This window comes from Aureispira anguillae (assembly GCF_026000115.1).
GTDB classification, from domain to species: Bacteria; Bacteroidota; Bacteroidia; order Chitinophagales; family Saprospiraceae; genus Aureispira; species Aureispira anguillae.
Genome location: NZ_AP026867.1, coordinates 2,184,176 through 2,203,570 on the forward strand (window position 1 = coordinate 2,184,176; position 19,395 = coordinate 2,203,570).

The 19,395-nt window shown below is 38.0% G+C and carries 10 protein-coding genes; 3 read left to right on the forward strand and 7 right to left on the reverse strand.

The window, feature by feature from the left end; genetic code table 11:
- Nucleotides 1-7: 7 nt before the first annotated feature.
- The 3 genes from AsAng_RS08495 to AsAng_RS08505 are packed head-to-tail and all read right to left on the reverse strand — an operon-like array spanning nucleotide 8 to nucleotide 8,129.
- Nucleotides 8-2,509 (reverse strand): SDR family NAD(P)-dependent oxidoreductase, encoded by a 2,502-nt coding sequence (locus tag AsAng_RS08495; RefSeq protein WP_264792340.1) that lies wholly within the window; start codon nucleotides 2,507-2,509, stop codon nucleotides 8-10.
- A gap of 20 nt (nucleotides 2,510-2,529) precedes the next feature.
- On the reverse strand, nucleotides 2,530-7,473 hold the full coding sequence (locus AsAng_RS08500; protein ID WP_264792341.1) for a type I polyketide synthase: 4,944 nt from the start codon (nucleotides 7,471-7,473) through the stop codon (nucleotides 2,530-2,532).
- A gap of 38 nt (nucleotides 7,474-7,511) precedes the next feature.
- Nucleotides 7,512-8,129 (reverse strand): TetR/AcrR family transcriptional regulator, encoded by a 618-nt coding sequence (locus AsAng_RS08505; protein WP_264792342.1) that lies wholly within the window; start codon nucleotides 8,127-8,129, stop codon nucleotides 7,512-7,514.
- 335 nt (nucleotides 8,130-8,464) lie between these two features.
- Between AsAng_RS08505 and AsAng_RS08510 the strand changes: the two genes are divergently transcribed.
- A complete protein-coding gene (locus tag AsAng_RS08510; protein ID WP_264792343.1) occupies nucleotides 8,465-10,381 on the forward strand; it encodes a leucine-rich repeat domain-containing protein in 1,917 nt (638 codons plus the stop codon).
- A gap of 59 nt (nucleotides 10,382-10,440) precedes the next feature.
- Here AsAng_RS08510 and AsAng_RS08515 read toward each other — a convergent pair whose 3' ends face one another.
- Nucleotides 10,441-12,777: a GH92 family glycosyl hydrolase gene (locus tag AsAng_RS08515; protein ID WP_264792344.1), complete on the reverse strand. Its 2,337-nt coding sequence runs from the start codon at nucleotides 12,775-12,777 to the stop codon at nucleotides 10,441-10,443.
- Between the two features lie 324 nt (nucleotides 12,778-13,101).
- Here AsAng_RS08515 and AsAng_RS08520 point away from each other — a divergent pair, with 324 nt between their 5' ends.
- Entirely contained in the window at nucleotides 13,102-13,752 is a 651-nt protein-coding gene (locus AsAng_RS08520; RefSeq protein WP_264792345.1) for a 4'-phosphopantetheinyl transferase family protein, read from the forward strand.
- A 56-nt stretch (nucleotides 13,753-13,808) separates the two neighbouring features.
- Here AsAng_RS08520 and AsAng_RS08525 read toward each other — a convergent pair whose 3' ends face one another.
- On the reverse strand, nucleotides 13,809-14,801 hold the full coding sequence (locus tag AsAng_RS08525) for an alpha/beta hydrolase (protein ID WP_264792346.1): 993 nt from the start codon (nucleotides 14,799-14,801) through the stop codon (nucleotides 13,809-13,811).
- Between the two features lie 135 nt (nucleotides 14,802-14,936).
- Here AsAng_RS08525 and AsAng_RS08530 point away from each other — a divergent pair, with 135 nt between their 5' ends.
- Nucleotides 14,937-15,806 (forward strand): LysR family transcriptional regulator, encoded by an 870-nt coding sequence (locus AsAng_RS08530; RefSeq protein ID WP_264792347.1) that lies wholly within the window; start codon nucleotides 14,937-14,939, stop codon nucleotides 15,804-15,806.
- 6 nt (nucleotides 15,807-15,812) lie between these two features.
- Here AsAng_RS08530 and AsAng_RS08535 read toward each other — a convergent pair whose 3' ends face one another.
- Entirely contained in the window at nucleotides 15,813-17,078 is a 1,266-nt protein-coding gene (locus AsAng_RS08535; RefSeq protein ID WP_264792348.1) for an MFS transporter, read from the reverse strand.
- Nucleotides 17,079-17,187: 109 nt separating this feature from the next.
- On the reverse strand, nucleotides 17,188-19,383 hold the full coding sequence (locus AsAng_RS08540; RefSeq protein ID WP_264792349.1) for an OmpA family protein: 2,196 nt from the start codon (nucleotides 19,381-19,383) through the stop codon (nucleotides 17,188-17,190).
- Nucleotides 19,384-19,395 lie beyond the last annotated feature (12 nt).

Genomic DNA, 19,395 nt, shown 5'->3' on the forward strand with positions numbered 1-19,395 from the left:
CTAATTTTTACCACTCCAATTCTTTCGAAACGGTTACCGCTGCATTCTTAGTAAATAGATAAACCTCGCCATTCTCATCGTAAGTCGTACAATTGGCCACCATTTTAAATTCATTGCTTTCGACAATTTCTATATGAACGAACAATTCTTTGCCAAAAGGAACAGGTTTGTAAACCGTTGCGGACTCAGTAGACAAAGGCAATGATTTAGCACCATTGTTATAGCGTTGAACCCAGATCACCATTCCTTGATATTGAATGTCTGAAAAGAAGGTATTCACGCCAAGAACAGGAAATTGCCCTTGATCTTTTTGAGGAACTTCAGGAGCTTTGCATTTTAAGACGATTTGATTTTCTGTCCAGTCCAAAACTTGTTCAATTCCTCGAAAATACTCCCCATGAAACAAAGAACCATCTTGATACAAGGTTTCGCCATTGGTGGGAGTATAAGTATTGCTTACTTGGTGCTGAAAAGTAGGAATGTCCAACTTATTTTTCTTAGCAACTAAGGTAATATTTGCTTTGTAGTGATAGGTTGGTAACTTAGCAGTAGGAGCTTGACTCAATACTGTTGTTTCAATAATGATGGTATCCGAATCTTTCTGAATTTCTTTTAGCTCTACAATATAATTAGTGGGAGCAGTTCCATCAAAAACCAACCCTTTGAACAATTTGGCATCTTTGACAATATGCACGGCAAAATCGGGAAATACTTGTTCGCAAGTATTGGCCATCCATCCCACAGCGTTAACAACAGGCAATACAGCATTACCTTGGATCACGTGATGCATCAAAAAAGGATTATCTTTTAACGTCATGCTTCTGTGAATTCGATGGGTTTCTAGTGCTCCCTCTGTATAACTAATGCCAGCAGGTAAAGTCCCTCCAATGATTACTTGCGGTTGATCTGCATAAGCAATGTTCATTTCGTTGACCATCATAGCAGGACCTCCTTCGCTATTGACCAAAACAACGCCCATTTCTTCGAATTTTTTCTTTAAGGCATCGCTAACCATTCCAGCATCCCAAGCACCCCAGTTGATTGCTGATACTTGTGTATTCGGATGATTGGTTCTAAAGAGATGCGCAGCCTTGCTTAAGATTTCATTGGCAATAGCATAATCGGTTTGTCCTACATTACCATAAAAACCAGCAACAGAAGAAAAGAGTACCAAATGCTCCAATTTGTGAATGTTTACACATTGCAATAGCGTTAATAAACCATCTAGTTTTACCGTTAGAACATTTAAAAAATCTTGCTCGGCTTTGTCTTGAATGTATTTATCGGCCAAACGCCCTGCACCGTGAATGATTCCTGTGATATTGCCCCATCTTTTGGTGATGGCAAGCAATTGTGGTTTGACAGTAGTAACATCCGTTACATCCCCTTTAATATAAACCGCTTGACCACCATTTTGCTTGATGGCTTGGATTGTTTGGTCAATTTCTTTTTTGGCAACAATGCTATTAAAAATCTTCTTGACCTCTGCTAAATTAGGTTTTTGACCCTTGTTTTTCATATCGGTCATAATCAAGCGTTTTAAGGCTCCATCATCCGACTCATTTTTAGCATATTCAGGAATTTCAAAGGCATAGTTAGAGCGTCCCAAGAGGATAAACTTAGATTGGAAAGCTTTAGCCATTTCGATTACACAGTTGGCCGTTACGCCACGAGCGCCACCACTTACCAAAAACACAGCATTTTCATTCACTGCGGTTTCAATTTGTTTATTTTCATAAACGTTTACCTTTTTAGCGGCTAGCATTGCTCTACCATCTTCGCTAATTGCAGTTTCTATAACCGAACGATTAGGGTCGTGTAATTCGGTTAGAATATGATTCGCAATTGTAGTTGTTGTTAATTCTGGTTGAATATCAACGGCACGACAATAAACTTGTGACCATTCTAAATTTAAACATTTAACAAGCCCATTTAGTCCACCTCCAACAATAGACGTATTGCCTCGTTTGCCCAAGCCAGATTTACCATCTAGGCGAGTAACCGTCATAAAGTTGGCTCTATTGGTTTTACCCAATTCATTTAAAGAAGGTTGGATGTGTTTGGCGATTAAGAAGACCGCTTTGGTTAAGTCTCGTTCTATGGCAAAGTGCTGTGCAAAGTTGCCATTTTGAAACTCAAAATGAGGATGCAAATGGATGAAGGTTCCTATTTGCCCGTATTGATTTTGAATGGTTTCAATAGCTGTTTTAATTGCTTGGTCGGTATTAGAAGAGAGGCTAACAGCATTGGAAGTGATGGGGTTTTTCACTTGATGAAGGTTCAGAACGACTACTTTGTTCCCTTTTTGCTCTAAGGCTTGAAGAACCTGTAAACTTAGTTCTGAACCATCATTAGTGATGAGTGCAACGTGTGTATCAGGAAGTGTGAACTCCAAATAATCAGGTTTAGGTAAGTATTTTAAACCGATCTCATTGCGTTCAACACCATGAAAGGAAGATGTTGTTGTAAAGTTTTTTGGGTAAGCTTTTACGGTAACATCTTCCCCCACAGTTGCTTTTGTTGTATCTATTACGCTAGGACTTTTTTTTTACTTCCTGCTTTTTCAGCTAAGTAATCAACAATTTGTCCAAGGGTACGCAATTCTGTTAATTCTTGAGGATTGACACCAGAAACCTCAGGGTAATCTTCAGTCATAGCGCCAAAGATTTCTACTCTTTTGATCGAGTCAATACCAAGGTCAGCTTCCATGTCCATGTCCAATTCCAACATTTCAGTAGGATAACCTGTTTTTTCACTGATAACGGTCAATAGAATTTCTTCTAATTTTTGCGTGCTTAAACCACCAGCGTTAGCAGTTGGCGCAGCAGGAGTAACAGGCGTTGTAGTAGCTGTAGTTGCGGTTGCAGAAGCACCAGCTTTGCCAGCTAAGTAATCAACAATCTGCCCAAGGGTACGCAATTCCGTTAATTCTTGAGGATTAACACCAGAAACCTCAGGGTAATCTTCAGTCATAGCGCCAAAGATTTCTACTCTTTTGATGGAGTCAATACCAAGGTCAGCTTCCATATCCATGTCCAATTCTAACATTTCAGTAGGATAACCCGTTTTTTCACTGATAACAGTCAATAGAATTTCTTCTAATTTTTGCGTGCTTAAACCGCCAGTGTTAGCAGTTGGCGCAGCAGGAGTAACAGGTGTTGCCGTTGGAGCGGGCGTTGTAGTAGCTGTAGTAGTGGTTGCAGAAGCACCAGCTTTACCAGCCAAGTAATCAACAATCTGCCCAAGGGTACGCAATTCTGTTAATTCTTGAGGATTGACACCAGAAACCTCAGGGTAATCTTCAGTCATAGCGCCAAAGATTTCTACTCTTTTGATCGAGTCAATACCAAGGTCAGCTTCCATATCCATGTCCAATTCTAACATTTCAGTAGGATAACCCGTTTTTTCACTGATAACAGTTAATAGAATTTCTTCTAATTTTTGCGTGCTTAAACCGCCAGTGTTAGCCGTTGGCGCAGCAGGAGTAACAGGCGTTGCCGTTGGAGCAGGAGTTGTAGTAGCTGTCGTTGCGGTTGCAGAAGCACCAGCTTTACCAGCCAAGTAATCAACAATCTGCCCAAGGGTACGCAATTCTGTTAATTCTTGAGGATTGACACCAGAAACCTCAGGGTAATCTTCAGTCATAGCGCCAAAGATTTCTACTCTTTTGATCGAGTCAATCCCAAGGTCAGCTTCCATATCCATGTCCAATTCCAACATTTCAGTAGGATAACCCGTTTTTTCACTGATAACAGTTAATAGAATTTCTTCTAATTTTTGCGTGCTTAAACCACCAGTGTTAGCAGTTGGCGCAGCAGGAGTAACAGGCGTTGTCGTTGGAGCAGGCGTTGTAGTAGCTGTCGTTGCGGTTGCAGAAGCACCAGCTTTACCAGCCAAGTAATCAACAATCTGCCCAAGGGTACGCAATTCTGTTAATTCTTGAGGATTGACACCAGAAACCTCAGGGTAATCTTCAGTCATAGCGCCAAAGATTTCTACTCTTTTGATCGAGTCAATACCAAGGTCAGCTTCCATATCCATGTCCAATTCCAACATTTCAGTAGGATAACCCGTTTTTTCACTGATAACAGTCAATAGAATTTCTTCTAATTTTTGCGTGCTTAAACCGCCAGTGTTAGCAGTTGGCGCAGCAGGAGTAACAGGCGTTGCAGTCGGTGCAGGAGTAATGATTGGCTCGTTGCTAGCTACTGCTGGTTGAAAAGATGGCGCTGCAATTTTTTCTACTTTTGCTTCTTGTAGAGAAGCTTGAACAGTAGCTTGTAAAGCAGGTTGATTTGCCAAATTAAGTTGCTGAGTCATCATTTGCAGCAACAATTGGGATTGTTTATTTTGTTCGCTAAGGAAGTTTTGAAATAACTCCAATGATTTGTTTTGCTGAGAGGTTACCATCTCAACAGTTGCTTTTAGCGTTTCAATCAATTCTTTATTCATTTCTTCGTCTTCTTCTATATTAATATTATTAGAATGAACTACCTTTTCAACAGGAACCTCAATAATTTTTTCGACAATCTTTTCAACAGGTACTTCTTTGATAACTTCAACCACTTTTTCAACTACTTGACCTCCTCCCTTAACTTGATAACCGTCGTTTAAGGCATCGTAATAAGCCTTTTGGGTAGGTTTGCTGACATAGTTATGTCCTCCCATATTGATGGTCATTTTAGTTTTTGGAGCTGGTTTTGTGCTAGGAGCTTTAAAAGGATCTAGTTCATGGAGTGCTAAACCTAAAACTCTTAGTTGGAGTACTGCTTGACGGAATTGCAAGTCGCTATCCTTTTTAGCATTGCCATTCATAGCCAAAGCAATAAAATCTTTCCCTTTTAGGATGTCTTTTACCAAGTTAGACAAGACACCTTTGGGACCAAATTCTATAAAAATACGACCACCTGCTTGGTGAATATTCTCAATTTGGTTTTTGAATAAAACAGGCTTTAATATTTGCCCTTGCAAAATTTCTTTAATAGAAGCAGGGGCAGTAGGATATGGATTAGAAGTGGTATTGGAATAAACAGGAACCTTAGGTGCTTGGAAATTTTGACGAGCAACAAAGTCGGCAAAAGGTTTTTGAGCATGTCCTACAAATTCGGTATGAAAGGCAGCAGAAACAGGCAATGGAATAACTGCAAAGCCTTGATTTTTTAATGTTTCTTGTGCTGTTGCAATTGCAGGTTTACTTCCACCAAGGATTACTTGATTATTGGAATTTACATTTGCAATTTTTACCCCTTGCAAGTTTTGAATCGCAGCATTTACTTTGTTATAATCTGCTTTTACAGCTAGCATTGTCCCTGCATCTGCATTTGGACTTTGAGCAGCCATTGCTTCGCCTCTTGCTTTTGCTAAGGCTAAAAATGTAGCATCATCATAAACACCAGCAGCCCACAAAGCCGTTAATTCACCAAAACTGTGTCCCGCAACAAAGTCTGCCTTAAATCCAGCATCTTGAATGGTTTTGTACATTCCCATACTCAAGGCACCAATGGCAGGTTGAGCATTTTGTGTTTGCGTTAGCGCTTGCAATTGAGTTGCAGCATCTTCCTTGTTAAAAACAGGGATTGGATACATTGTTTCAGATAGAGCAGGGCGGTTAGCCTGTGTAAATAAGCGATCTTGTTGGTCAATAACCGTGCGTAATTGCGGAAAAGCATTAACCAATTGTCTACCCATTCCAACATATTGAGAACCTTGACCAGAAAACAATGCTACTACTTTACCTTGGGCATCCATGCCATTCGGACGGAAGTAGATGCCTTTAGGGTGTTCCCAAGCATTATTGCTAGTAGATAATTTTTGAATGGCTAGCGTTAGCACTTCTTTAGCGGATGCTATATCGGTCGTCATGAAACCAAGACGAGCTGCATTCGCTGGAATATTTTGAGTTTGGTGATTTACCAATTCCCAAAAAGCAATTTCTTGATCTGCGGTATTTAACTGTTCTAATTTATTTTGGCAGAGTTGAGCCAAGTCAGCAACAGTATTGGCTTGTAATACGACTGCTTTGTAAGGCTCGTGAATTCTATAATCTTTTTCTACAGGTTGAGCTTGGTATTCTTCTAAAGCAATGTGAACATTAATTCCACCAAAACCAAACGCACTAACACTGGCACGACGAGGCTCGTTGTTGTTGAACCAAGGGCGAGCTTCTGTATTGATATACAAAGGAGAATCTTTTAAATCTACCTTTTCTGTAGGTTGATCTACATTGATGGTTGGAGGCAATACTTTATGATGCAAAGCAAGAACTGCTTTTAGCAAGCCCGCAGCACCAGCAGCGGCTTTGGTATGACCTACTTGAGATTTGACAGTACCAAGAGCAATATGTGATTTTTGATCGTTATTGGCACTAAAAACCATTCCCATAGAAGTCAATTCGCAAGCATCACCAGCATTGGTTCCTGTTCCATGTGCTTCGATTAAGCCAACGGTTTTGGCTTCAAAGCCAGCTTCTTCATAAGCTCTATTCATTGCCGAGGCTTGACCAGAAGGTCGAGGAGCATAAACCGATTTAAAACGCCCATCACTTGATGTTCCAACGCCTTTGATGACAGCATAAATTGTATCACCATCTCGTTCAGCATCTTCTAGACGTTTTAGAACAACCATACCCAAACCTTCACCGATCAACATGCCATCTGCTTTATCGCTAAATGGGCTGATAACATTAGATTTAGAGAAAGCAGGAGTCTTAGAGAAAGACATATACATAAAAGGAGAGTTGTCGGTATCTACTCCACCTGTTAGCATCATATCTGCACGTCCTTCAACCAATTCGCTTAGTGCCATTTTTACCGCACTCAAAGAAGCAGCACAAGCAGCATCTACAACCGAGTTAATTCCACCTAAGTCAAAGCGATTGGTAATTCGTCCAGAAATAACATTACCCAACATACCTGGGAAAGAATTTTCATTCCAACCAATGTAGGCTTTTTTCATTTTATCAACAATGTGAGGAATGTCTGTTTCTGCGATACCACAAGAACGCAGTGCTTTTTCCCAAATAGGATATTGCAAACGCCCTGTAAGCGGAGTAATCAATTTTTGACCTCCACCAACGCCTAGAAGAACGCCTGTTTTAGCTTTTACCTCTGCTGTGAATTTCTCTGATTTTTTGCCATAGCCAGCATGTGCAAATGCATCACGAGCAGCAATCAACGCCAATAATTGAGAAGCATCTGTAACTTCTAAGATATTGGGTGGTAATCCAAATTCCATTGGATTGAAATCAATATTAGGCAAGAAACCACCACGTTTACAATATGTTTTGTCTGGAACGGTTGGGTCTGGATCATAATAATCCTCTATGCGCCAACGGTTCTCAGGAACATCTGTGATGCTATCTCTAGCTTGGACAATATTATTCCAGAATTCTTCAATATTTTTTGCATCTGCAAATAAAGAAGACATACCGATAACGGCAACTGGAGTTTTACGTAGCGAATTGTTTAAGTTCATTGATTGTCTATTCTTAGTTGTTGATTTTAATGTTAGGCTTATAACATAACTTTAAAAAGTTCTTCTTGCATTTTTAGTTGTTCTACGCCTTTTTCTGTACAAACGCCTCTTAAGTAAGGAATCATAATACCAAAGGTCAGGCGTTCTTTGCTAAATTCAGAAACAGGAAAACGATTGGTATCTTTTAGCATTTCCAATAGTGCTAAAACCGTCTTGCTCGTAACTTGAATATCTATGTCTTCTCTAAATAAACCATCTTTGATTCCCCATTTAGCCAATTGCTCTAGTTCTGAATGGGCGAAATTGCCCATGTTTCTATAGGACTGTTGCAACAAACCAGGGTAGTAGTGTAAGATGTCATTAAAGAAGTTTGGATTGGTCTGACTAGCTCTGAAAATGATACGCTGGTGTAAGTATCCCATTGCTTGGATTGCATTTTCAGCGGCACGTATAATGTCATCATTTTCTTTGCGAATACCTTTATGATAGGTAGCCAAGCAAGCTTCTAGCAAAGCTGTTTTGTCTTCAAAATGTTTGTAAATGGTTCTCTTGGAAGTGTGAAGTTGTTTGACAATACGGTCTATTGTAATGGTCTTGACACCATGTTCTACAAAAAGCAAAGAAGCAACTTCGATTATTTTCTCTCTAGAAACCATAAATTTTTTGTGTTTAAAGAACCAGTGGTAATTTTTTTGTCTCGTCAGTACCACAAAGGAATGAAAGAAATTTTACATCTCCAATTTTGTAGGATTTTAAATGCTAAATTTTACAAAAAATTAACGATTCAAGGAGAATTTGTTAATTTGCTAGACAAAAATTTAAATTAAGCAAGAGATAAAAAGAGCAGATGTGGATTTATAGTTTAGTTTCTTTTTATGTTTTGATTAGCAATTGTTTGTGTCTGTTGGTTTAGTGCTGAATACCAATGTTGGATTTGCTTTTTGATTTGGATTAATGGAAGAAAAAGCTTTTTTTGTAAAAAAACTTTACGATGCACATTACTACTCCAGAAGATATAGAAGCAAACATAGATAACATTAAATCGATAGGTTTAAAGAAGGTAGCTTCCTTACCAATGGCTATTTTTTCCTGCTCTAAATTGACGACTTTGAGCTTACGAGGGTGTAATGTAAAACGATTGCCTGTTGAATTGCTTCATCTTGAATCCTTAGAAAAATTAATCATTATTGATTGTGGCTTGGAAGAATTGCCAGCATGGTTAGCCAATCTAAAAAGTTTGAGGAGTTTAACGGTTTCACATAATAAATTGGAAGAGCTTCCACCCGATCTTGCTTTTGGGGCCAATGAATTAGGATTAAATGTTGATTTTAATGCGTTAACAAGGATTCCAGTTGACTATTTTTTGCCCCAATCCCGTATCGTTGCTTTAAATCTTAATAACAATCAACTAAAAGCATTACCTGAACTAAAAAAAGATTGTCATAGCTTGAGAAATTTAAGCTTTAGGAACAATAGAATTGCTTTTATCCCATCCCAATGGTTCAAAAACTTACCCAGCTTAACTTTAGTAGATATTCGAGACAATCCTTATACAAGACTACCGTTAGCCATTTTTAGTTTAGTTAGCTTAAAATATTTATCGGCAGGGGGAACAGGTTTGGATGAAAATTTTTTAAACACAAATGCTCATTTTGAAATTTTTAAGGCATTTAATGCTATTGATTTAGGAATAGAAGCTAGGGAACTAGTTTATCAATTGCTTTATGCTCCTTCTACTATAACTAGAGCAAGTGTTCAAGATTTATTAGATTGCTTATGTTTGCCTTATCCTCCTGTTTGGAAAGTAGCTTTGGCTTTTTTATTGGAAAAGAAAAAAGCGCTTCTAAAAAAGAACCCGCTAAATAAAAATAGCGAAATTGCGGTTTTTGGAAAAACCATTATGCCCAATAGAATGTTGCGAGCAAAGATAAAAGATAAGGGAGCTCGTTACAATATTAAGATAAAAGATAGCACAACACATGTTGTTATTGCGCCGAAGCTCAAAAAGTATGAGGGGTACGACAAAAAAGATTTGGTTTTTATTAGTGAGGAAGACTTGTTGAGCTTTTTGGGCGTAGAGCAAGAGCGTTTTTTAAAAAAGGTAGATCCTGGAGAAAGTGAACTTCAACACCTAAAAGACCTACTTTATCACCCAGAAGAAGAGAACCGAGCGATCGCTTTAAATATAATGCTAGGAGGCGGTGTCCCTAAGCCCCTGATGACTGATTTGTTTTTGATTTGGCGAAATACCTCAATAGAGGCTTCTTTCCGAAAGAAAATACTAAAGCTACTGAAGTTAAACGCTTCAACAGAATTAAAAAGTAGGTTATCCCAAGCTAAGCCAATTATGAGAGAGAGCCTAGATGAGTATACACTTGATGAAAATCTACGGCATTATACAGAGGGTACAGAATTGGATGCTTGGAAGATAGGGCGTTATGTTTTTAAGCATTATAAAAATGGATTGCGATTTTGGTTGCGTCATCTTTCTAAAGAAGAAGAGAGAACACTGCTTAATTTTTTAATCGAGAAACGCCCACAATTTAAGCTTTGTAATAGTTATTTTCAGCAATTAGAGGACTTGTTTGAATACACCAATGCAAAATGGGTTGTCATTGAAAATGCCAACTTAAAATGCTTTCCGAAACAATTGTTAGCCTTTAAAAAAATGTGGAATTTATCGTTGGGGCATAATAAGCTAGTTGAACTACCTAAGGCGTTTGTAGGTCTTGAGAAGTTACGTACATTAAATATAAAGTACAATAACTTCAAGGTTTTCCCTCCTGTACTGTTAGATATGATTTCGCTTAAGGTTATTGTCGTGGCCTATAGTACTTTTACATGGAATAAAACCCCTGTTGATTTGGAGCGATTTTATTATGATGGCATTACTGCAAAAAGAAAATAGAGAAAAATTATAGATCGTAAGCCTGACAATACTTACGACCTATAATAACCAAATTAAGCTTAATTATTAGCTGGACGAGCACTCATTTCAAAAATAAGTTCCCCTCCATGGGTAATGGCATCATGGGTAAGAAATGTACCCTCTAACTTTTCTCCATTTAATAAAATTTGATGGACGTAAACATTTTCTTTGCTTTGGTTTTTTGTGCTGATTTTAAATGTTTTACCATTTTCTAAGCGTAAGGTAGCTTCTTTGACCAAAGGGCTTCCAATCGCATACAGGTCGGAGCCAGGAGTAACAGGGTAAAAACCTAAACTACTAAAAATATACCAAGCACTCATTTGCCCTGCGTCATCGTTTCCACACAAGCCATCAACCGCAGGACCGTACATGGTATTCATAATCATGCGGACCCGTTGTTGGGTCTTATGGGCATCGCCAGTCCAGTTGTATAAATAGGGAATGTGATGCCCTGGTTCGTTTCCGTGTACATAATTGCCTATGATGCCATCTCTAGTTATGTCCTCGTGTTTTTCAATGAATTTATCGTCCAATTCCATGGTAAACAAAGAATCTAAATGAGCACTAAAAGCAGACTTGCCGCCCATCATATCAATCATCTTATCCAATTGATGAGGTACATAAAGCCCATAGTTCCACGCATTTCCCTCTATAAAGCCTTGCCCATGTGTGTCCATTGGGTCAAAATCTTTTCGAAAATTCCCATTGGATAATTTAGGACGCATGTACCCAATACTAGGATCATAGACCTGTTGGTAGTATTCTGAACGTTTGATAAATTCAGCTTTAGTTTTGTTGTCATTAGTTCGTTGAGCGATTTGAGCAATGCACCAATCGTTATAAGCTAATTCAAGGGTTTTAGAAACAGAAGAATGGCTTTTGTCGTCAGGAACGTATTGATAATCTATGTAATCGCCTAAGCCATCAAAATATCTTACATTAGCAGTATTTACAGCGGCATTTAAGGCTCGTTTTGGATCAAAGTCGCCTACCTTTTTTGCCATTGCATCTGCAATAACAGACGTAGCATGATAACCAATCATGCACCAGTTTTCATTGGCATAATGACTCCAAATAGGGAGCATGTGATGTACGCTCTCATCGTGATGCGCTAGCATTGATTTGATCATGTCATTGTTGCGCTTAGGTTGGGTGATGTTGAATAAGGGGTGTAAGGCTCGATAGGTGTCCCAAAGAGAAAAAATACTGTAATTGGTGAATGCTTTAGATTGGTGAATGTTCTGATCTAAACCACGATATTGGCCGTCTACATCTTCGTATAGAATTGGACTTAACATGGTATGGTATAATGCAGAATAAAAGGTGGTTTTATCTGCTTTGTCAATGGATTTAATTTCAATTTTTGAAAGCTCTTGATTCCATTTTTCTTGGGTGGCTGCTGCTGTTGCTGCAAAATCCCAATGGGGAATTTCGGCTTTTAGATTCTTTAAAGCACCAGCCGTGCTAACTGCTGACAGGGCGAATTTGATGTTAATTTTTTCCTGCTCTTGGGTTTCAAAATCAAAATAAACCCGAATGTCTTTGCCTGCTATTTCTGGGAAGTTTTCACTTTCGTTAAAACGACCATAAAAACCATTGTATCCTTTTGAGTCGTATTTTTTGTGCCCATAATGTTTAAATGGTTTTGAAAATTGCATGGCAAAAAATACCTTTTTGGTTCTTGCCCAACCTTTGGTCTGTCGATAGCCTGTGATTAGCGAATCATTTTCTACTCGAATAAAGGTCCATACGTTTTTATCATCGTGATGATAAACATTATAAACCATGTCTAAAATAATATGGGAACTATCTGATTTCGGAAAGGTGTATTGATGAAAACCAACTCGTTCGCTTGCTGTTAACTCGGCTAGGATATTATAATCTTCAAGCTGTACTTTGTAATAACCTGGAGAGGCAGCCTCCTTGTTGTGAGAGAACTTAGAATAGAACCCTTTTTTTCCACTACTGGTTTGGATAGGATCAAGGATTAAGGCTCCTGTGGTTGGCATGACTAGAAAATCTCCTAGGTCAGCATGTCCTGTGCCACTAAAATTAGTGTGGGAAAATCCAATTATAATGGAGTCTCTGTACTGGTAGCCGCCACAGTATTCATAAGTTTTAGAATTATAGTTTCCCGCTTGGTCAAACATTACTTCGAAGTTAGTTTGAGGACTTAATTGAACCATGCCAAAGGGAGCTGTTGCTCCAGGAAACGTATGCCCCATTTTGCTAGTACCTATAAAAGGGTTGACATATTGTGTGTAATCTGTTTTGGTGATTGATGGGTTGTTTTTGGATTTACTTTTAGGATTTTTTTTCTCGCAAGAATTTAAAAACAACAACAGTGGAACTATTGCGATTAGGACTTTTTTCATTTTTTTTTAAAATTAGGTGAACTAAACGATTTTATTCAGATTGATGTGGTTGGTCAATAAAAAAAAATTGTAGTTTGGGCTCGCTTATTGAATAAAAGTCTTGATTGGGAATAATAAGGCATCTATAATTGGTGGTGTACAAAATGAAGTTATCAGTCCATCTTTGGGGTAGAGAATTATTTCGACAAATAGAACCATTTTATAGATAGAAAAAAATAAACTATTTAAGAGTGAAAAGGCTTTTTTAGCTGTATTTTTATATTTAAATGTTTGATAATAAGTAGGGTGAGTTGTTTTTAGTCGTTAAAAATTAGAAGAGTTAACATGTTAACAATTTATTACATCAATTCATTAGATGTTCAAAAAGAAATTGCGTTAGATCTATTGTTGGGGTATTTGCCCATGTCGTTTAAAGAGCGTGCACTTCGATACCGTTCTAAGCAAGATGCCTATAATTTTGTTATAGGGCGTTTGTTTCTAAAAAAGGCATTGCAAGAATCCAATTTGCCATTGGGGGGATTGGAAACGATATATTATAATGAAGAAGAAAAACCCCTAATGGAAGGGCTTTCTTTTAGCATTTCGCATTCTAATGATTTGGTTGCTTGTGCTTTTGCTTCAGGGGGAAATATTGGTTTGGATGTTGAATTTCCAAGAGCGATCAATCGGAAGCATTTTAGGCATTGTTTTAACGAAAAGGAGTGGCGTAAAATTCAGGAAGACACAACGATGCATACTTTTTATACCTATTGGACACAGAAAGAGGCTATTTTGAAGGCAAATGGTCTAGGTTTGGGGCATTTATTGGACATTCAAATTGAGAGTGATGTTCTGGCTTATATGAACAATAGCTCTACCAACTGGCATTTAAAATCAATCCGTTTTGAAGGAGAAGAGGCTTATGGTTGCCTTTGTACAGACCTAGTAGGAGAGATTACCACCCAAAAAATGGAGTTAGAAGAGCTATTGTTTTAAACGATCTTTAGGTTTTATAATGCGATCTGAGCCAGCCAGTATAACTGGGTGCGGTTCTAGTGGAGTAATAATACTCTTGAATAAAATTGGTTGAGTTTTTCAATTGCTTGATTAACATAGATTTCTTGATCGTATAGGTCAAAATGCGTCGCATTAGGAATTCTAACTAATTCTTTGTCTCCTTTTGCCCGTTTGACAGCAACTTCACTGAAATAAGCGGACAAGGCTTGTGCTCCAACAATTGCGAGAAAAGGTCTATTGGCCATTAATTTCATTTGTTCAGAAGGATTGAAAGCATAACGACTATCCAGTGACATAGCTGCTCGCATTGGGCTATAGGTAGAGAATTGCCCCCCACGTTCAGGGTTGCGATAGTAGTCTGCTGCTCTATCCCAAAAAGTGCCCATTTGGGCACCAATAGGAGGGATGCCATCAATCAAAAGAACCTCACCTGTTTCATAATAAATTTGACGAGCTTCATTGCCCCAAGCAATTTGTTGCTGAAATTGTTCTATTGGATTTCCTTCTAGTTTGTCGAGGTATTGTGTAGCTTCCCCTAGACCATAATCAATAAAATCAACAAAACCGCTTACTGTTGCCACGGCTTTTATGCGTTGGTCAAAAATAGCACTTTGAATAGAGTAGCCAGCGCCAGAACAAATGCCTAATGCTGCTATTTGCATTTTATTTACACTAGGAACAGTACCAATAAAACTGATTGCATTTTTTATGTCTTCTACCTTCATGGGAGCATTTTCCATTCCTCTTGGGGTACCTCCACTTTCGCCATAAGTTCTATGGTCGAATGCTAGAGTAATATAACCTTGTTTTGCCATTTTTTTTGCATAAATTCCTGCGGTTTGTTCTTTAATGCCACTTGCAGGCGTAACGACAACGATAGCTGGAAATGTTTTGTCGTTTGAGTATGACGGAGGCAAAAAGAGATGCCCAGCAATTCGAGTGTTTTCGCTTAAAAAGCTAATCTTGTTTTTTCCTGGTTTTAATTGATTCTTATACGTTATTCCAAAATCTTTAAGAAAAGTTTGCATTATTTTATTTGTTTTGTTATAATTATTATAAATGATAGAAATAGTTTTATTGCTGTTTTATTTGTTTTGCAAAGGTATGCGGAATTAAAATACCGTCAAAATACTATTTTTTTATGCTTATTATAAGTTTAAGTTATGGATGTAAGGTTGCTGAAATTTTTTATTGCTGCTTATGAACAAAAGAATTTAACTAGAGCTGCAAAACAGTGTTTTGTCTCTCAACCCAATATTTCGAATGGAATCAGACAGTTGGAAGAAGCGATAGGAAAAACACTTTTTGAGCGCCATAAGAGAGGTATTAAAGTAAGGGCAGAGGCAGATTATCTTTATCCTATTGCAAAGCGTATTTTGGGAGAAATAGAGGGATTGCCGAACTTGTTTCAAGAACAAAAATTTAAAAATAAAGTGAAAATTGGGGTAGCAGATAGTTTACCTCAAGAACACAAACAGCAATTTTTTAGAAGAGCAAATGATTTGTGTGATTCTGTTCAATGGACTGTCGAGCCAATCAGTCGTGATTGCGAACTCAATCTTTTAGTGAGAGAATGGAAATATGAAGAAGATTTGTTTTTACCGCTTTGGAAAGAAGATTATGTATTGTGTGTGCCAACTGGACATCATTTGATAAAAAAGGAAGTGATAGACCTACAAGATTTAAAAGGAGAAGCATTTATTCATTGCCCCCCTTGCGAAGCGCACCAACAGTGTTTGTCTATTTTAAATAGTGAGTATAGCCAATTAAGAACGGTTGCTAATTGTTCTACCAAAATGGAAACCTTAACTTTTTTAATGGCTGGACTAGGAATTACTTTTTTGCCTGCTTCCTTTGTAGATGGTTGGTATGGTTTTGAAGTTAAGAAATATAACGGACCAAGATATTTTAGGGAAGTGGGGCTTTCTTATGCCCGAAGTAGTTTACAAAACCCTGTAGTAGCAAAAATTATAGCTTATTTTTCTAAGCATGAATTAACCGTTAATCAGTTTGCTGTATTTGATGAAAAATGATTCTTCTTAAGCATCGCTATTGGATTTTAGTTCTTCTTCAAAATCTAAATTTCTCATCTTTTTCGAAAAAATGCCCGTTAAAGTAACGGTTGCTAAGGTCATTGTCCCTCCAAAAACGACTGCGGTAACGGTACCCATTAATTTAGCAGTAAAGCCGCTTTCAAATGCTCCCAGTTCATTCGATGACCCTACAAACATCGAGTTAACGGAAGATACCCTGCCTCGCATATTATCAGGGGTATAAAGTTGTAGTATAGTCTGTCGAATCACCATAGAAATACCATCTGTTATACCAGACATAAACAAGGCAAATACAGATAACCAAAAGCTGGTTGATAAGCCAAAGACAATGATACAGAGACCAAATCCGAAAATAGAAGCTAATAATTTTAATCCTGCATTTTTGTTAATGGGGAAATAAGCAACAGCAAACATAATAATAAAGGAACCAACAGCAGGCGCTGCTCTAAGTATACCAAAACCTTTGGCTCCAACGCCCAATATATCGGTTGCAAAGATTGGCAATAGGGCAATAGCGCCACCAAACAAAACTGCAATCATATCTAGTGTGATGGCTCCTAAGATAATCTTGGTCTGATAAACAAATTTAATCCCTTCTTTCAAACTTTGAAAAACGGGCTCTCCAATCTTGGGATTAAGGATGGGTTTAGGGGCTATTTGTAGTAATAGAATAAAAGCAATGAGAATAAATCCCACGATCAGAAACATAGAGCCATAAGTCCCCATCCAAAATATGGTAAATCCGGCTAGGGCAGGCCCTAATACTGCGCTCATTTGCCAAGCCGAACTGCTCCAGGTCGCTGCATTGGGGTAGAGCTCTTTGGGGACAATTAAGGACATCAGTGTGAATAGAGTTGGCCCAATAAATGTACGCACAATACCACCAATAAAAACTAGGCTATAAATGAAATACAAGATGTTGTTGTGACTGAGTTGTTGTTGCGTGCTAGGGGCTGTGGCGTAAAGTAAGCCAGCACTCAATCCCAAAAAGGCAAGGATGCACAACAATAATAAATTGCGCTTTTCTTTTTGATCGACAATATGTCCAGCAAAAAGTGCTAATGAAACAGCAGGCACGACTTCCATTAGCCCTATAATTCCTAAGGATAAAGGATCTTTGGTCAGGCGATAAACTTCCCATTCTATGACCACAAATTGCATAGACCAAGCGAAGACAAGCGCAAATCGAACCAATAAAAATAGCCTAAACTCTGAATATCGTAATGCTGCGTATGGATCGTTCTTTTTCATGGTGTTTGGATATTCAAAATCTCCCACAAATAGTTTTATTGGTGGTTGTTTTGTGTTGAAGTTGTTAATAGGGGTTTCAACGGAGTAATGTAAAGAGTATTTAGCAAAATTAATTGGAACGGTATTCCAAGAGTTGCTTTAAATCAGGATATTCTGTAAATAGAACTTGGGCTTCATCTTCTGTAATTCTAATGCCATTAATATAAGGTATGATTTCAGCGTCAGGGAAACCCTTTTGGATGACTTGATCTAAGGTGCGTTTGATGGCAACAAAGGAATTTTCTAAGCCAATCATGTATTTAACATTGACATCTTTGGGATGCTTTTCTGTGGTAGCATGTTGAAATTCTTTGAATATAGAGTGATTAAATAAGGTTGCCGTTTCAGTCACTTGAACCTTGTAAGTTAGCCCCTTTAATTGTTTTTGGTAACGGGTGTAAGCTAAGTTTTGCATGACAGAGCTTACTTTTGGTGCTATAATGTTAATACTCATTTCATCTTTTAAATGAGCAATATTATAAACATCTACATTGATGCGTCTGTTCATTTTTTCACCAATATGATTGGGGGATCCGTCAAAATTTTGATTGTTGGCTATTGGGTAGTTTTGCCCACAGCCTCGAATCCAAATCTGTTTGTTTTGACTATTGTTTTCGATTAGTTCGTTAGAAAGTTCTTCTGCTTGTTTGATGGTTAGATAAAGGTCATTGATAGAATTCCCTGAATGATCGGTATGCCCAGAAAGAACGATCATTGCTTCTGAATGTCGTGCAAGTAATTTTTTAAGTGCGAGGATGGTATTTCTGGCCCCTTCTATTTTTCCTGTTTGTGCATTGTAATAAATAGGACTAATGTTGTAGACCGTTTTGGCTCCTGAAGTAGTGGTGGGATCAACAGTTGCTGTTGGGGTTAGTTTTTTGACCGTGTGCGAGATGGGAGTGTTGTCAACTAAGCTAGTAATATTGGTTAAGACTGCTACAAAATGATTGGGCGTTTGGGCTTGCAACTGTTCTTGTTGGCGTGTTCTAAAATAAGCAGAATACAGATCAAAACCTCCTAGTCCGCCAATTCTATTGGACGAAAAATAAGCTTTGAGACCATCTTTATCCAAAAAGAAATTCTTATCGTCTGCTGATGAATTAATGGGAACGCCAAGGTTCTGGCGTGGTTTCCATGTTCGGGTTGAGTCGTCAAATATAGCTTTGTAAATGTCATAACCGCCCATTGATAGGGGATGATCAGAGCTAAAATATAGATGCCTTCCATTTTTTGCTAAAAAAGGGGCATCTTCATCATACTCTGTGTTGATTTTAGGCCCTAAATTGACTGGTATTTGCCATTGTCCATTGGTTTGAATAGAGTAATACAAATCCCTACCACCATAGCCACCTGGGCGATTGCTCGAAAATAACATAAGGCTATCAGAGACAAAAAAATGATCCCCATCCCAATGGTGTGAACTGGCATTAAGTGCAAAAGGAAGAATAACCTCAATAGAATCATCGTCATAATTTTCCTTTACAATCTCTTTGTGTCCATCTGCAAAACCTTTTAGTAACAGCATTTGATAGCCATTATCAAAAAAACTAATGATATCCTCACTCATATTGGTATTGTAACGGCTAGAGAGCGGGGTGGCATCCATCCAACTTCCTTGGTTTAGAGTCGATTTGTAAATGTCAGATCGATAATGACCATTGATTGGATCGGGGATGTTGTTCTGGTTTAGTTTGCCCCCTGTAGCTGTGTTTCTCGTAGACGAAAAGAAAATTGTATTGGCTACTCTAGGATTGAAGCATATTCGATAATCATCAGCATTGCTATTGATTTTAGTACCCAATGTTGCTACAATTGCTCCTGAATTAATTTGCTCTACTTTAGGACCATTAGTGCACTGAATAATTAGGCGTTTTAGTCGTTCTCGTTCTGGAGCATTAGAAGCAAGGGTTCTTAGGTGATTTTTGTAGTAATGTACGGCTGTTCTAAAATTATTTTGATGGTGATAGGCTCTAGCTATATAGTAATTGGTTAGGGGGGCTAACTTAGGGGAGTTTTGGCTGTAAAATTTTAAGTATATAATGGCTTCGTCCATATTGTTGGTATAGAAATAGCAAACTCCTATCTTATACTTTATATCAATATCTTTTGTGTACTTATTTTTTATTTTATTGTACTCATTTAAAGATTTCTCGTAATTTTTAGAAGCAAATAATTGATCTGCTTCTTTTTTAATCTTATTGGGCGACTGTGCCGTTAGGGTAGCACAAAATAAAAGGACTATGGATAGTGAGCTAATATATTTCATGTATATGTTGTT

Excerpts from the sequence above, each read along its gene's own strand:
- AsAng_RS08500 (WP_264792341.1), bottom strand. The coding sequence starts at position 7,473 with ATGAACTTAAACAATTCGCTACGTAAAACTCCAGTTGCCGTTATCGGT.
- AsAng_RS08505 (WP_264792342.1), bottom strand. The coding sequence starts at position 8,129 with ATGGTTTCTAGAGAGAAAATAATCGAAGTTGCTTCTTTGCTTTTTGTA.
- AsAng_RS08510 (WP_264792343.1), top strand. The coding sequence starts at position 8,465 with ATGCACATTACTACTCCAGAAGATATAGAAGCAAACATAGATAACATT.
- AsAng_RS08515 (WP_264792344.1), bottom strand. The coding sequence starts at position 12,777 with ATGAAAAAAGTCCTAATCGCAATAGTTCCACTGTTGTTGTTTTTAAAT.
- AsAng_RS08520 (WP_264792345.1), top strand. The coding sequence starts at position 13,102 with ATGTTAACAATTTATTACATCAATTCATTAGATGTTCAAAAAGAAATT.
- AsAng_RS08525 (WP_264792346.1), bottom strand. The coding sequence starts at position 14,801 with ATGCAAACTTTTCTTAAAGATTTTGGAATAACGTATAAGAATCAATTA.
- AsAng_RS08530 (WP_264792347.1), top strand. The coding sequence starts at position 14,937 with ATGGATGTAAGGTTGCTGAAATTTTTTATTGCTGCTTATGAACAAAAG.
- AsAng_RS08535 (WP_264792348.1), bottom strand. The coding sequence starts at position 17,078 with ATGAAAAAGAACGATCCATACGCAGCATTACGATATTCAGAGTTTAGG.
- AsAng_RS08540 (WP_264792349.1), bottom strand. The coding sequence starts at position 19,383 with ATGAAATATATTAGCTCACTATCCATAGTCCTTTTATTTTGTGCTACC.